The 14804-nt window shown below is 70.6% G+C and carries 9 protein-coding genes; 2 read left to right on the plus strand and 7 right to left on the minus strand.

The window, feature by feature from the left end:
* Positions 1-21 precede the first annotated feature (21 nt).
* From OG522_RS34360 to OG522_RS34390, 7 genes are all read right to left on the minus strand, one after another.
* Positions 22-1407, minus strand: coding sequence for a cellulose-binding protein (locus tag OG522_RS34360; protein WP_329466949.1), 1386 nt, complete (start codon positions 1405-1407; stop codon positions 22-24).
* Between the two features lie 212 nt (positions 1408-1619).
* Positions 1620-3764, minus strand: coding sequence for a glycoside hydrolase family 36 protein (locus tag OG522_RS34365; protein ID WP_329466950.1), 2145 nt, complete (start codon positions 3762-3764; stop codon positions 1620-1622).
* 43 nt (positions 3765-3807) lie between these two features.
* Entirely contained in the window at positions 3808-5793 is a 1986-nt protein-coding gene (locus tag OG522_RS34370; RefSeq protein ID WP_329466951.1) for a beta-galactosidase, read from the minus strand.
* 26 nt (positions 5794-5819) lie between these two features.
* Positions 5820-6848: a LacI family DNA-binding transcriptional regulator gene (locus tag OG522_RS34375; RefSeq protein ID WP_329466952.1), complete on the minus strand. Its 1029-nt coding sequence runs from the start codon at positions 6846-6848 to the stop codon at positions 5820-5822.
* 112 nt (positions 6849-6960) lie between these two features.
* Positions 6961-7932, minus strand: a complete 972-nt coding sequence (locus tag OG522_RS34380; RefSeq protein WP_329466953.1) for a carbohydrate ABC transporter permease — start codon at positions 7930-7932, stop codon at positions 6961-6963.
* Positions 7929-8876, minus strand: a complete 948-nt coding sequence (locus OG522_RS34385; RefSeq protein ID WP_329466954.1) for an ABC transporter permease — start codon at positions 8874-8876, stop codon at positions 7929-7931. Before OG522_RS34385 ends, OG522_RS34380 begins: the two co-directional genes overlap by 4 nt.
* On the minus strand, positions 8873-10549 hold the full coding sequence (locus OG522_RS34390) for an ABC transporter substrate-binding protein (protein WP_329466955.1): 1677 nt from the start codon (positions 10547-10549) through the stop codon (positions 8873-8875). The genes OG522_RS34385 and OG522_RS34390 overlap by 4 nt, the downstream gene beginning before the upstream one ends.
* 161 nt (positions 10550-10710) lie before the next feature.
* Here OG522_RS34390 and OG522_RS34395 point away from each other — a divergent pair, with 161 nt between their 5' ends.
* Both OG522_RS34395 and OG522_RS34400 read left to right on the plus strand, forming a co-directional pair.
* A complete protein-coding gene (locus OG522_RS34395) occupies positions 10711-13608 on the plus strand; it encodes a glycoside hydrolase family 3 C-terminal domain-containing protein (RefSeq protein ID WP_443074784.1) in 2898 nt (965 codons plus the stop codon).
* Positions 13609-13790: 182 nt separating this feature from the next.
* Positions 13791-14774, plus strand: coding sequence for an acetylxylan esterase (locus OG522_RS34400; RefSeq protein ID WP_329466957.1), 984 nt, complete (start codon positions 13791-13793; stop codon positions 14772-14774).
* Positions 14775-14804: the final 30 nt, after the last annotated feature.

Raw genomic sequence — 14804 nt, forward strand, 5'->3', positions numbered from 1 at the left:
GTTCTTGTTGTAGACGACCCGTCAGCTCGCGCTGGTCGGGTGCATCTGGACGACCGTGATGCCGTAGGCGGGCACGGTCTGGGTGGTCGGGCTGCCGCTCTGGGCCGTGCTGATCGAGTGGCCGTTCTTCAGGTAGGAGTGGACGGTCGGGGTGGTGGAGGACAGGGTGAACCCGGTGTAGGCGAGGTTCACCGTGGCGGCGTTGTTCGGGTCCTTGTTGATCAACATGACGTCCACGTCGCCGTTGGCGCGGCGGACGGCGTGCGAGGAGAGCAGTGAGGACGAGCTCCCCGCCTTGACCAGCGTGTCACCGGGCGCGCCGAGCTTGGTGATCATCTGGGTGCCGTAATAGGCGGGGAAGGGGGTGTTCAGGGCCGGCTCGCAGGAGGCGCCGCCGGAGAGCATTCCGTAGTCGTTGTACTCGGTGGCGCCCTCGACGGTGCTCAGGTTGGAGCAGTCGGTGCCGTTGCGCAGGGCCCACCAGTCCACGTTGAACGCGCCGTTCTCCATCCAGGTGAGGTACTCGTCCGGGGCGAACAGGCCATTCGGGGAGGTGGTCCGGTAGTTGGTGGCGTTGGCCTCGGTCACCGCGATGCCGACGTTGGGGGCGTTGGTCCCGGCGTACTGGTTGATCAGTGAGCGCACGGTGCCCGCGGTGCCCGGGACCTCGGCCGGCTTGGTGAGCAGGTCGGCCGGGCTGGTGCTGCCGGGGTAGGTGTGCACGATCGCGTAGTCGATCTTTGAGCCGGCGATCGACAGGACGGTGTGGTTCCAGTCCATCGTGTCGCCCGGCCCCACGATGCCGTCCGGCCAGCCGCCGGGGGTGGTCAGCACGGCGCCGATCTTGATGTTGGGGTCGACCGCCTTCATCGCCGAGATGTACTTCACCAGGTTGGTCGCGTAGGTCGTGGCGCTGTGGCTGCTGTGGTTGTCGGTCTCCCAGGCGCCGCCGTACTCGCCGTTGCCGTAGACCTCGTTGCCGACCTCCCAGTACTTGACGCCGTAGCCCTTGGTGACGTTCGCGTACCGCACCCAGTCGGCGGCCTCCTGGGGCGTGCCGGAGCCGTAGTTGGCGGTGATGACCGGCTGCGCGCCTGCGGTACGCATGGTGCCCATGAAGGCGTCGAAGCCGGTGTTCGGGGCGACGTAGCGGCCACCCTCGGCGGTGCCGGTCTGCCAGTGGTAGATGTCGGCGTAGCTGCCGCCGGGGTAGCGGACGGCGCCCATGCCGGCGGCGCCGAGCAGACCGGGGGTGGCGGAGGAGTTCATCGTGCCGTCATAGACCGCGACGTTGGCTCCGACGCCGGTGGCGGGGATGGTGGCGAGCTGCAGGGCGGCGTCCACCGACACCGACACGGAGCTTGCGGCGGCGGGCGCGCCGGTGAGCGCGAGCGACAGAGCCGCCACGGCGGCAATGACGCGTTCACGACAGGGAGAGGTTGACCATCTCATGCGTCCCTCCAGGGTGGGGGCGGGGGTGCTCGGGCGGGGATTCGAACTCCAACGATCTGGATGGCGGACCCGGCGCGGCTGCGTGGGGATCGGGCCCGGACATGAAGCGTGTCTGCGTACGGCTGACGGCCCGCGCGGCGGAGCACGCGCGGTCGCAGGGCGCATCGTCAACTCCCCTTTTGAGACCGGCTGTTGAGGTGTAGCAGGACGGCGGTCGGTGCCGCGGGGAGGGTCAGGGTGAGGTCGGCGGTGTCCGGGTGCCAGAGGGTGACGGCCTCGCTGGAGGCCGGGTAGAGCACGTCGGCGCGGACGTCGGAGCCGAGCAGATGGGGCAGCCGCAGGCTCGCCGTGGGCTCCGCGCCAGGGCGGCGCCAAGCGGTGACGTACGTCCCGCCCGGGGCTCGCAGGCCCAGCGCGATCCACGGGTCCTCCCAGCCGGGAAGGCCGAGCGGCCACACGGGCAGCGCCTCGGGAAGGTCGGCGCGGATGGACTTGTACACGGCCACGGCCTCGTGAACCAACTCCCTTGCCTCAGGGGCGAGTTCGGCGACCCGTCCGGAGAGGTGGATGCGGCCGAGGAGCGCGTTGGCCATGGTGAGGGCGACCTCGTCGAGGGTGTCCTCGGGCTGTGGATACGCCCACACGGCGCCCTGTTCGGGCGTGACGGCGGTGGGCGCCGCCGCGGCGATGGGCGGGTAGAGCAGCAGATCCTGCTGGTCGCTGGTGGACTGCAACTGGAGCCGGGAGAGCAGGGCGTGGTCCATCCGCATGCCGCCGGAGGCGCAGTTCTCGATCACGAGGTCCGGGTGCCGGTCCAGGATGCCGTCGAGCCAGTCGAGTTGGGCCCGGTTGTGGCCTAACAGGCCCGCGGCCGGGGCCTCTGTGGGGTGGCTGCTGGTGCCGGAGCCCGGGTCGGTGTTGTGGTCGAGCTTGAGGTAGCCGACGCCCCATTCATCGACCAGGCGGTCCACCACAGCGTCCAGGTGGGCGCGGGCGGCGGGATGGCGCAGGTCCAGGTGGTAGCGGCCGCCGCCCTCCTCGACGCGCGACCCGGCGCGGCAAAAGAACGCCTCCTTCGGCAGGGACTTGGCCACCGGACTGGACACCCCCACCGCCTCCGGCTCCAGCCACAGACCAGGCACCATCCCCAACTCCCGGATGTGGTGCAGGACTTCATGAATCCCGTCCGGCCCGGGGAAGCGCCAGGTGGAGGGTTCCCATGCTCCTACGGTGCTCCACCAGCCGCCGTCCGCGTCGTCGTACCAGCCGGCGTCGATGACGAAGTACTCCGCGCCGGCCTCGGCGGCGGCGTCGATCAGGGGCAGCAGCTTGGCCGTGGTGGGGTCGCCCATCAGGCAGTTCATGTAGTCGTTGAAGACGACCGGCAGCCGACGGTGGTCGGGATGCGGGCGTCGGGTGGCCCGGCGGTAGCGGGTGAGGGCGGCGAAAGCACCGTCCGGGCCGCCGTCCGCGGCGAGCGCGAGGGCCACGGGCACGGTGCGGAACTCGGCCCCGGGCTCCAAGGGTTGGCGCCAGCCGTGGTCGGCGTTGTTGGGTCCGTACAACGCCGTGTACGCCGTCTCGTCGCGGACACCACACTCCCAGCGCCAGCCTCCGCCGTTGTGTTCGATCTGCCAGAGCCAGGTACGGCCGGACACGCGGTCCGTCAGGCCGCCCATCGGCAGGTGACCGCAGCTGGACCACACGCCCTGTCCGGCCACGACGTGGGTATTCCGGCCGGCGAGGTAGTGGAAGCGGCCGTTGCGGGCGGGCGAGGACACCCGAAGTGGCCTGTGCTGCCAACGGCATTCGGCGAGCCAGTCGTTCTCCGCCCACAGCAGGTCGGCGCTGTCCAGAGCAGCCAGGTCACCCCCGGTGAGGCAGCCCGCCACGAGCGAGCCGACCGACTCCAGGTGGAGCGTCGCCGCCCCCTCGTTGCGCAGCACCACCTCGCTGCGCAGCACCGGCAGGCCGTCCGGGGACCGGTAGACCGCCTCGGCCGTCAGACCGGTCTCCGGCTCGTGGAGCTCGACGGTGAGCACGTGCCAGTCGCCGTCCCGGGTCGCGCGGTGGGAGCGGTGGCGCAGCCGCGAGCCGAGGGCGGTGTCGATGAGGTGCCGGCCCGACCAGTGGCGGCCGAGGCCTGCGGTCGTCACCTCCACCAGCGGCAGCGGTGCGCCGGGGCGCGGGTCGGTGCCCCTCTCGCCGGGCGTGCCGATGCGGACCAGGCGGGGGGTGCCGTGCTCGCCCAGGCCGATTTCCAGCTCCAGGGCGTGGTGGCCCCAGCGGATCGTCTCGTGTGGGTCGGGCATGGTGGCTTTCCTCGATGGGGGCGGGGAAGACGTGGGGGAGCGTTCAGTTCGAACGCAGTACCGCGCAGCCGCCGGGCGGCAGTTGGTGTACGGGCCGGTCCGTGAGCAGGTCGTGGCCGGACCGCGGCAGTGGTACGGCCTCGGAGCGGTGGTTGAGCAGCACCTGCCAGCCCCGGCCGTCCGGGGCGTGGCGGGTGACGGCTTCGACCCCCTGCGGCAGGCCCGGCAACTCCGGGGCCGCGCCGGACTCCGTGAGCAGTCGGCCGACCAGGGCGGCGTAACCGGCGTCGTCAAGACGGGTGGAGAGGTACCAGCCGTGGCCGGAGCCGAAGTCGTGGCGGGTGAGCGCCGGGCTGCCGGCGAGCATGCCGTGGGTGTACGCGGCGAGCGCCTCGGCGCCCTCGGTGCGCAGGGACTCGCTCCAGGAGGTCGCGGTCGAGCCGTCGGAGAGGACGACCTCCTCGTCCTTCCGCAAGGGGCGGTACTCCTCGACCCGGATGCCCAGCGCCTCCCGCAGCGCTGCGGCCGGGTAGCCGCCGAGCCGGGAGTGGAGGCGCTCGTCGGTCACGCCGCTGAAGGGCTGGACGAGCAGGGTGCCGACGGTGGCGACGTAGCGGCGCAGGTTCTCGGCACCCGCGTCGCTGAGCAGGAACAGGGCCGGAGCGAGGATCAGCCGGTAGCGGCTCAGGTCGTGTTCGGGGTGGGCGAAGTCGACCGTGGCACCGGCGTCCCACAGCGCCCGGTGGGCGCGGCGCAGCGTGGCGTGGTAGTCGAGTTCGGCCGAGGGGAGTCCGTCGAACTGCATCGCCCACCAGGCGTCGGAGTCGTGCAGGACGGCGACCTCCGCCCGGACGGTGGATCCGGCGAGTTCACCGAGTCGGGCGACGGCCTCTCCGGCCTCCGTGACCTCGCGGAAGGTGCGGCTGTCCGGCCCGGCGTGCGGGACCATCGCCGAGTGCCACTGCTCGGCGCCGGCCCGGGACTGGCGCCACTGGAAGAAGAGCGCGCCCTCCGAGCCGCGGGCGATGTGGCCGAGGGTGTGCCGCAGGATGTCGCCCGGCTCCTTGCCGAGGACGCGGTCACCGGCGTAGACGGTGTTGGTGCCCTGCTCCATCAGCAGCCAGGGCGCGCCGCCGCCGAAGGAGCGGGCCCGGTCGGCGCCGAAGGCGGTGTCGGCGGCGGCGTCGACGCCCGGCGCGGCGGGGTAGTGGTCGACGGCGACCAGGTCGACCTCGCGGCCGAATGCCCACAGGTCCAGGTTCTGGTAGGAGGGCAGCATGAGGTTGGTGGTCACCGGGCGGTCGCTGTGGGCGCGGATCGCGTCGCGCTGCTCGCGGTAGGCGGCGAGCGTCTCGTCGGACCAGTAGCGGCTGAAGTCCAGGGCCTGGCCGGGGTTGCGGTGCCACTGGCTGGCGCGGGGCGGCAGGATCTGCTCCCAGGAGGTGTAGCGCTGGCTCCAGAATGCCGTCCCCCAGGCCTCGTTGAGGGTGTCGAGCGAGCCGTGGCGGGCGCGCAGCCAGACCCGGAAGGCGGCCGCGGTGTGATCGCACCAGCAGAGGGTCGCGTACTCATTGTGTACGTGCCACAGGGCGAGCGCCGGATGGTCGCCGTAGCGTTCGGCGAGTGCGCCGGCGATGCGCCGGGCGGCCCGGCGGTAGGCGGGGGCGGCGAGGCAGTAGGTGTCCCGGCTGCCGTGGGTCAGTCGGACGCCGTCGCGGCCGACCGGCAGGGCGTCCGGGTGGGCCAGGGTGAACCAGGGGGGCGGGGAGGCGGTCGGGGTGGCCAGGTCGACGGCGACCCCGTTCGCGTGCAGGCGGTCGAGGTGGGAGTCGAGCCAGCCGAAGTCGTAGCGGCCTTCCTCGGGCTCCAGCAGGGCCCAGGAGAAGACACCGACGGTGGCGAGGTTGACCCGCGCCCGACGCATCAGTTCGTCGTCCTGCTTCCACACTTCCGCGTCCCACTGCTCGGGGTTGTAGTCCCCGCCGAAGGCGAGGCCGCCGAGGCGGTCGGTGAGCCGGCGCAAGTCCATCTGGGAACCGCCCTTCGGTCGTGGTGTCAACTGCGGCGCGGAGCCGGTGCGGTGCTTTCGCGGACCACCAGTTCCGGTGCCATCAGGACGAGTTGGTCCTGCGGCTCCTCGCCTGCGGCGGCCGCGCCGATCCTTGCCATGACCTGATCGACGGCGACCTGCCCGAGGTCCTTCTTCGGACCGGTCACGGAGGTGAGCCGGGGCGAGTGCTGCTCCGCGAGCGGATCGGGGCAGATGGCAATGACGGAGGCGTCCTCCGGCACGGTCCGTCCGCTGGCGCGCAGCAGGCTGAGCAGCGGGCCGATCGCGGTCTCGTTCTGCACGACGAACCCGGTGGTGTCCGGCCGGTCCGCGAGGATGCGGGCCAGGGTGCCGGCCGTGCTCTCGTAGGTACCCTCGCAGGGGCGGTGGAGGAAGCGCAGGTCCCGCTGCTCGGCGCGGCCGCGGAAGCCCTTCAGGGTGCGCTCGGCGTAGCCGGCGTGCCTGCGGTAGACGCCGCTGCTGTAGCCGATGAAGGCGATGTCGCGGTGACCGAGGTCGGCCAGGTGGTCGGCGCAGAGCGCGCCCGCAGTGGCGAAGTCGTGGTCGACGCACGAGAGTCCGGCTGGGGCGTCGGGCAGGCCGATGAGTGCGGCCGGGATCTCCTGGGCCCGCAGGACCGGGATGCGGTCGTCGTCCAGCCGGACGTCCATCAGGATGACTCCGTCCGCCAGTCCGGTGGCGGCGACCCGGCGGACCCCTTCGGGTCCTTCGTCGTTGGTGAGCAGCAGGACGTCGTAGCCGTGTTCGCGGGCGGCCACGGTGACGGCGATGGCGATCTCCATCATCGTGGGCACGTGGACCTCGGGGTGGAGCGGCACCACCAACGCGATGATGTGCGAACGCTTGCCGGCCAGAGCTCGGGCACCCGCGTTGGGGTGGTAGCCGAGGTCCGTGATGGCCCGTTCGATACGGACCCTGGTCTCGTCGGAGATCGATCGCTTGCCACTGAGGGCGTAGCTGACCGTGCTCGACGAGACGCCGGCGTGCCTGGCCACATCGGCGAGTGTCACCATCGCTCTTCTTCCTTCGTGTCGGTTTCGGTGGGGAGCGGTCCCGGTCGTGCAGCGGGGAGGTTTGCCCGGGACCGCTCCCGGTCCGTGGGGCCTCGGGTCCGGCGCGGAGGGCTCAGCCCTTGATCGCGCCGGTGAGAACGCCGGTGCGCAAGTGCTTCTGCACGAACGGGTACACGATCACCAGTGGTACCAGGGTGAGGACCACGACCGCCATCTGTAGCGACAGCGGTGCGGTCTGCGCGTGGGTGCTCCCGAAGCCCGAGTTGACGGAACCGGGCAGACCGTTGCCCCGGTTGACATATGTGAGCAACACGTACTGAAGCGGCCATTTCTGACTGTCCGTCGGCATGTAGAGCATGACGTTGAAGAACGAGTTCCAGTAGCCCACGGCGTAGAAGAGCGCGGTCACCGCGGTGACGGCGCGTGAGGTGGGCAGGACGACGGACCACAGGATGCGCCAGTCCCCGGCGCCGTCTATCCGGGCGGCGTCGATAAGTTCGGCCGAGGTCTGCTGGTAGAAGGCGCGCAGCACCAGGATGTTGAAGACGGAGACCGCGCTCGGCAGGATCAGCGCCCACCACTGGCCGTAGCCGCCGAGCCCATTGACCACCAGGAAGCTCGGGATCAGGCCGCCGCTGACGAACATCGTGACGATCAGCAGCATCAGGACGAAGCGGTGCCCGAGCGACCGGGGCCGCGAGAGCCCGTAGGCGCACAGGATCGAGACGGCCATGGAGATCGCGGTACCGACCACGGTGATGCCGAGGCTCACAAGGAGTGCGGTGCGGACGGTCGGGTCGCTGAGCATCTGACGGTAGGTCTCGGTGGTCAGGCCGTCCGGCCAGATCACCAGACCGCCGGCCCGGTTGACGGCGCCGGGCGTGGAGAAGCTGGTCAGCACGATGATCCAGAGCGGGCCCAGAATGACGGCGAGCGTCCCGCCGAGCGTGAGTCCCTTGGCGGCCTGGCCGACGGCGGTCGGCGGCTCCTCCCAGGGCGGGCGGGCGCTCCGTGCCCTGCGGCGGGAGGCGGCCGTGGCCTCGCGCTTGGCTCTGCGGGACGCGATGGTGAGTGTGGTGGTCATTTCCGGTACAACCCGTCCTCGCCGAAAGCGTGCGCCAGCCGGTTGGCACCCCAGATGAGCAGCAGCGAGACCCCGCTCTTGAAGAGCCCGGCCGCCGCACCGTAGCTGTAGCCGCCGCTGGCGATGCCGTAGTAGAAGGAGAAGGTGTCCAGGACGTCCGCGGCCTCGTGGCCGACCGCGTCCCGCTGGATCAGGAACTGCTCGAAGCCGACGGACAGCGCGTTGCCCAGGCGCAGCACCAGCATCAGCACGATCACCCCGCGCAGCCCCGGTAGCGTGATGTGCCACATCCGCCTGAACCGCCCGGCTCCGTCCGCCGCCGCGGCCTCGTACAGCTCGCTGTTGATCGCGCTGAGGGCGGCGAGGAAGACGATGATCCCCCAGCCCGCCTCCTTCCACACCACCTGCGAGGTGACCAGCAGTGCGAAGGTGTGCGGGTTGGTCATGATGTCCCAGGTGCCGAGGTCGTGCTGGCGCAGGAACTGGTTGAGCGCGCCGGCGCCGCCCAGCATCTGCTGGAAGATCGTGACCGCAAGGACCCACGAGAAGAAGTGTGGCAGGTAGACCACGGACTGGAAGAAGTTGCGGATCCGCTCGCTGAGCACCGAGTTGAGCAGCAGGGCCAGCACGATCGGGATCGGGAAGAACAGGACGAGCTGGACGAAGCTGAGGTACAGCGTGTTCTTCAGCGCGGCCCAGAACGCCGGGTCGTTGAAGAGCTGTTGGAACTGGTCGAATCCGACCCACTGGCTGTGCCAGACCCCGTCCAGCGGGTCGTACTCCTGGAAGGCGGTGACCACGCCGAACAGCGGGACGTAGTTGAACACCAGGAGCAAAACGACCGCGGGCACGGCCATCAGCAGGAGAGACTTGTCGCGGCGCAGCCTGATCCGCCAGTTGAGTCGCACCGGCCCTGCCGGGCGCTCCGACCGCGTGGTGCTCACTGACCGGTGCCGTTCTTGTTGAGGACGTTGTCGGTCATCCAGTGCTTGAGCCGCTCCCCGGGGCCGGACCTCCAGCTCGAGACGGCGGCCTGCACATCGGAGACCTTCTTCTTGCCGTGGTAGCAGTCCTTGATGGTGTCATTGACGCTCTGCGCGGCTTCGGCCGCCGCGATCGCCGGCGGCATGCTGTAGTTCGTGTTCCAGAAGCACGGTTTGGTGAGCGTCTTGACGTTGGCGGCCTGCCAGCCCGAGTAGTCCTTGGTGACGACGTCGCCGCCCGGGTTGCTGAGCACGGCCGAGGGAGCGGCCAGGAACGGGAAGGCCTGCGGCTGGACGTCCTTCTTGCCCTCGGTCGTGAAGGTCGGCACGCCGTTCACCCGGGTGTGGTGGACGCCCTCGACACCGAAGTTGATCAAGGTGTACTCGGCGGTGCCGTAGGGAGCGGCGAGGTAGTTCGCGACGGCGAGCAGCTCCTCGATCTGAGCCGGCTTCAGGCCGGCGTTGAGGTAGCTGATCATGCTGGTGGAGGCACCCATGTAGATCACGGGTGTGCTCTTGCCGTCGGCGGCCAGCGCGTTGAAGGCGCCCCGGCGGTACTTCGGGTCCGCCGCGACGCCGGACTGGTAGTCGGCCAGGTTCCAGGCGCCCCCTCCTCCGCCCTGGATGAGGGACTTCCCGCTGTAGAAGCGGGTGAGGCCGTCCTGGTCGCCCGCGAGAGCGGCGGGGTGCATATAGCCCGAGGTGGCCAGGCGGTAGTGCCAGTCCAGGGCCTCCAGGAACTCCTGGGTCTCGAAGAGGTGGACCAGCTTGCCGTTGTCGACCTTCCACTTCTGGGGACCGCCCCAGGCCGTGTACAGATAGGTCCACACGTCGTCGAAGGCCCACACGCCCCGCTTGGCGTCGGTCAGTTCCTTGCCGAGGTTCATCAGGTCGTCGGCGGACTTCACCTGGTCGGCGGTGATGCCCCGGGAATCGAGGATGTCCCGGCGGTAGTAGACGGGGCCGGTGATGGCGAAGTTGGTGGACATGCAGGGGATCCCGTAGAGCTTGTCGCCCCAGGCGCCGATCTGCCAGGCGGCGGTGGGGAGGGCGGCCAGGTTGGGATACTTCTTGATCTTGTCGCCGGACAGGTACGGGGTCAGGTCCGCGAGCTGTGTGCCGGCCAGCTTGCCGGTGTTGAAGTTGGCGTTCCACCAGGACGGCAGGTTGATCCAGTCCGGCAGCTTCTTCGCGGCGGTCATCGTCGGGACGATGGTGTTGTAGTTGTTCCCGTCCGCCGGCTTGACGGTGAGCTCGACTCCGAGGGCCTTGTTCATCGCCTGGTAGAAGGAGTTGCCGACCGGCGGGTTGGTGCCCCACAGCGGCGTGACCGCCGTGTAGCTGCCGCCCTTGCCCGGAATGCCGGAGACGCTCGTGGGCGGGGAGGCGGGGTAGCTGAGGTAGGCCGGGTCGGTCGCGGCGTCGGCACCACCCTGTACCGGGGCTATGTCCGCCTTGACCGCCTTGCTGTTCGGCACGAAGGTCGGCAGGGCCGCTTTGAGGCCCTCCTTGCTGTTCGCGCCGGACTTGCCGGTCGAGCCGCCGCAGGCGGACAGCAGGGGCGTCATCGCGGCAGCTCCCGCGATCGTGGCGGTGGTGCTCAGAAAGCTCCTGCGGTTCAACCCGGAACTCATGGTGGCGTGGCCCCTCTCCGTCGGTACGTCGAAGCGCTTGGATGTTTCGGCGAGACTAATGACGCGTTACCAGTTGGGCAAGAGGCTGGACTAATCCAAAGTCCTTTCTGTACTGGGTAGTTGACAGCTCTTTTCGAGCGTGGCAGCGTCGAAGCGCTTCGATGAACGGCCCATCGCCTCCAGCCCGCCGAGGGGTATTCCACGTGAGTTCCGTTCCCGTGTCCGCAGCTGACCTGCCTGCTTTCCGTGATCCCGCACTGCCGCTGCGAAAGCGCGTCGACGACCTGGTCGAACGGCTCACGCTCGACGAACGGCTCGCGATGCTCCACCAGTACGCGCCGGCCGTGCCGCGTCTTGGCCTTGCTCCCTTCCGCACCGGCAGCGAAGCCCTGCACGGCGTCTCCTGGCTCGGGGTGGCGACCGTCTTTCCCCAGGCCGTCGGCCTCGGCGCCAGCTGGGACGACGAACTGGTGCGCCGGGTCGCCGACGCGGTCTCGACCGAGCTGCGGGCCTTCCACTACCACCATCCGCCGACGATCAGCACGGCCGAGCGGGGCGCCAACTCACTACAGGCCTGGGCCCCCGTGCTAAACCTGCTGCGCGACCCGCGCTGGGGCCGCAACGAGGAGGCCTACTCCGAGGACCCGGTGCACACCGCCCGGATCGGAGAGGCGTTCTGCCGAGGCCTCACCGGCGACCACCCGACCTACCTGCGGGCCGCCCCGGTGCTCAAGCACTTCCTCGCCTACAACAACGAGGACGACCGCTGCACCACCTCCTCCGGGCTGCGTCCGCGCGTACTCCAGGAGTACGACCTGGCCGCCTTCCGTCCCGTCGTCGCCTCCGGCGCCGCGACCGGCGCGATGGCCGCCTACAACCTCGTCAACGGCCGCCCCTGCCATGTCAGTCCGCTGATCGAGGCGGAACTGCGCCGCTGGGCCGAACCGACCGGTCACGAACTGTTCGTGGTCAGCGACGCCGAAGCCCCCTCCAACCTGGTCGACCCGGAGCACTACTTCGACGACCACGTCGAGTCCCACGCGGCGGCGCTCAAGGCCGGCATCGACAGCTTCACCGACCACGGCGAGGACAGCGGTACGCCGGTCGGCCGGCTGCGCGAGGCGCTGGAGCGAGGTCTGATCGACGAGGCCGACGTGAACCGCGCGGTCCGGCGACAGCTTGAAGTGCGCTTCCGCGTCGGCGAGTTCGACCCCGAGCTGGACCCCTACGCCGGCACCGGCCCCGAGGTGATCGACAGTCCCGAGCACCGCGCCCTGGCCCGGCAGGCCGCGACCGAGTCGACGGTGCTGCTCAAGAACGACGGCCTGCTGCCGCTCGACCCGCTCCGTACCCCGAGGATCGCCGTCATCGGCCCGCTCGCCGGCACGCTGTGCGAGGACTGGTACAGCGGCACCATGCCGTACCAGGTGAGCATCGCCACCGGACTGACCGAGGCCGTCGGCGCCCACGGCGGCGAGGTGGTCCGCGTGGAGGGCTCCGACCGGATCACCCTGCGCTCGCGCACCACAGGTGACGTGCTCGGCAAGTGCGCCTTCGACGTGACCGACTGGGGCGGCGGCGCCTTCACCCTGCGCGCCGCGGACACCGGCCGCTTCCTGAGCCTCCAGGACGACGACGCGGTGGACGACGACCAGGAAGTGATCAAAAGCTGGTTCGTCAAGGAGACCTTCCGGCTGGAGCCGGCCGGTGCGGACACCGTGCTGCTCCGCTCCCTGTTCACCGGGCGCTACGCCGCCGTGGACCCGACCGACGGCAGGGTGAGGGTCACCGCCGAGACCGCGGCCGAGGCCGAGCGCTGGGAGAGGGAAGTGCTGCGCGACGGCGCGGCCGAGGCGCGGAAGGCCGCCGCCGCGGCCGATGTCGCGGTCGTGGTCCTCGGCAACCACCCGATGGTCAACGGCCGCGAGACGGAGGATCGCGCGGACATCGCCCTGCCCGAGGGGCAGCAGGCGCTGCTGCGCGCCGTCGCGGCCGTCCGACCGGAAACGGCGCTGGTCGTGATGAGCAGCTACCCGTACGCCCTCGACTGGGCCGACGAACACCTGCCCGCCGTGGTGTGGACCTCCCACGGCGGGCAGGAAACAGGACACGCGCTGGCCGCCGTCCTGCTCGGCGAGGCCGAGCCCGCGGGCCGGCTGCCGCAGACCTGGTACCGGGGTGACGACCCGCTGCCGGCCCCGCTCGACTACGACATCATCAAGGCGGGCTGGACCTACCAGTACCACCGGGCCGCCCCCCTCTACCCCTTCGGCCACGGCCTGTCCTACACCGAGTTCGCCCACCGCGACCTGCGCCTGTCGCAGCCGTCGATCAGCCAGGATGGTTCGGTCGACGTCACGGTGACCCTGGCCAACAGCGGACAGCGGCCCGGCAGCGAGGTCGTCCAGGTGTACGTCCGGCCCCTGGAGGCCCGCTACGAGGCACCCCGGCTGCGCCTTGCCGACTTCCGCAAGGTCCGGTTGGAGCCGGGGGAGAGCCGCGAGCTGACCTTCCGGCTGTCGGCCCAGCAGCTTGCCCACTGGGACGTCACCACCGCCACCTTCGCCGTCGACCCCGGCGGTTACGAGGTGATCGTCGCCCGCTGCGCCGACCACCCGGTCCTCAGTGCGCCGCTCACCGTGACCGGGGCCGCCGCCGCGCCCCGGGTCGGCGTTGGACGCCGCATCCCGGCGGTCGACTTCGACGACTACGAGGACGTCACCATCGTCGACGCCACCCGCTTGGACGGTGACGCCGTAACGCCCACCGATCCCACCCAGCCCGCCACGCTCCTCTTCCGCGACATCGACCTCTCCGGGGCGGCCAGGGTCGAGGCCGAGACCACCCGCGAGGGCGTCGGCACGGGCGGGGCGCGGCTCGAAGTCCGGCTGGGCGCCCAGGTCCTGACCCAGATCGACGTGCCCGTCACCGGCGACCGCCACGCGGGAACGGTCACCACCGCCGAGCTCGCCGCCCCGCTCGACGGCGTGCACGACCTCACCCTGACCCTGCACGGCGACTTCCGGCTCTCCGCCTTCCGCTTCGCCGCGGCTGACTGAGGCTCCTCGCCCCACACACCGGCGGCCCGCCCATCAAGGGCGGGCCGCCAACCGTTCCCGCCCGGCGCCCTGGTCCCGGCTCCGTTCCACCCCCGCCACCCGCCCGCCCGGAGGCGGGTCCCATGTCGCTGCTCACGTCCCATCACATCAGCTCGTCATCGCGCCACCCGGAGGAAGTCTCCATGCCGCTCACCGACTTCGCACTTGACGAACTCGTCCGCTACCAGCCCGAGTTGACCATCCCGCAGGACTTCGACGCGTTCTGGCGACGGACCCTCGCCGACGCCCGCTCGCACGGCACGGCGGTCAAGGCCGAACGCGTCACCTCGCAGTACGCGCTGCGCACCGTCGAGGTCGACGACGTACGGTTCCCCGGCTGGAACGGCGAGCCGGTGGCCGCCTGGCTGCTGCGCCCGCGCGGCGTGGAGGGGCCGCTGCCCGTCGTCGTCACCTACATCGGCTACTGCGGCGGCCGCGGGCTGCCCACCGAGCACCTGTTCTGGTCCGCTGCCGGATACGCCCAACTCGTGGTCGACAGCCGCGGACAGGGCCATGACACCCCGGACCGTGGCATGGGCGACGGCACCCAGTGGGTCGAGGGCTTCATGACCCGGGGCATCGACTCTCCCGAGAACTACTACTACCGGCGGCTGATCACCGACTGCGTGCGCGCCGTGGACGCAGTCGCGCAACTGCCCGGCCTCGACAGCAACCGGATCGTGGTGAGCGGCGGCAGCCAGGGCGGCGGTCTGGCCCTCGCCGTCGCCGGCCTCACCGGGGACCGGGTGGCGGCCGTGATGCCGGACGTCCCGTTCCTGTGCCACTTCCGCCACGCCGTGCAGATAGCCGGGGAGGGGCCGTACCCGGAGATCGCCAAGTACCTGCGCTGGCACAGCCGGCACCGGGTGGAGCCGACCTTCGACACCCTCGACTACTTCGACGGCGTCAACTTCGCCCAGCGCGCCACCGCGCCGGCCCTGTTCGGCGTCGGCCTGATGGACCCGGTGTGCCCGCCCTCCACCGTCTACGCCGCCTTCAACCACTACGCGGGCGAGAACCGGACCATGACGGTGTGGCCCTTCGCCGACCACGGCGGCGGCTGTGGCTCCACCCCGCCCGCCCAGCTCTCCTGGCTGCTCGACCTCGGACTGGCACCGGAGCTGTGACCGCCGTGCGCCGAATCCGGCCGCCCACCG

The organism is Streptomyces sp. NBC_01431 (assembly GCF_036231355.1).
GTDB lineage: Bacteria > Actinomycetota > Actinomycetes > Streptomycetales > Streptomycetaceae > Streptomyces.

Bases quoted from the DNA above. Each gene is read 5' to 3' on its own strand.
- OG522_RS34375 (WP_329466952.1), bottom strand. From the start codon at position 6,848: ATGGTGACACTCGCCGATGTGGCCAGGCACGCCGGCGTCTCGTCGAGC.
- OG522_RS34380 (WP_329466953.1), bottom strand. From the start codon at position 7,932: ATGACCACCACACTCACCATCGCGTCCCGCAGAGCCAAGCGCGAGGCC.
- OG522_RS34370 (WP_329466951.1), bottom strand. From the start codon at position 5,793: ATGGACTTGCGCCGGCTCACCGACCGCCTCGGCGGCCTCGCCTTCGGC.
- OG522_RS34390 (WP_329466955.1), bottom strand. From the start codon at position 10,549: ATGAGTTCCGGGTTGAACCGCAGGAGCTTTCTGAGCACCACCGCCACG.
- OG522_RS34400 (WP_329466957.1), top strand. From the start codon at position 13,791: ATGCCGCTCACCGACTTCGCACTTGACGAACTCGTCCGCTACCAGCCC.
- OG522_RS34395 (WP_443074784.1), top strand. From the start codon at position 10,711: ATGAACGGCCCATCGCCTCCAGCCCGCCGAGGGGTATTCCACGTGAGT.
- OG522_RS34365 (WP_329466950.1), bottom strand. From the start codon at position 3,764: ATGCCCGACCCACACGAGACGATCCGCTGGGGCCACCACGCCCTGGAG.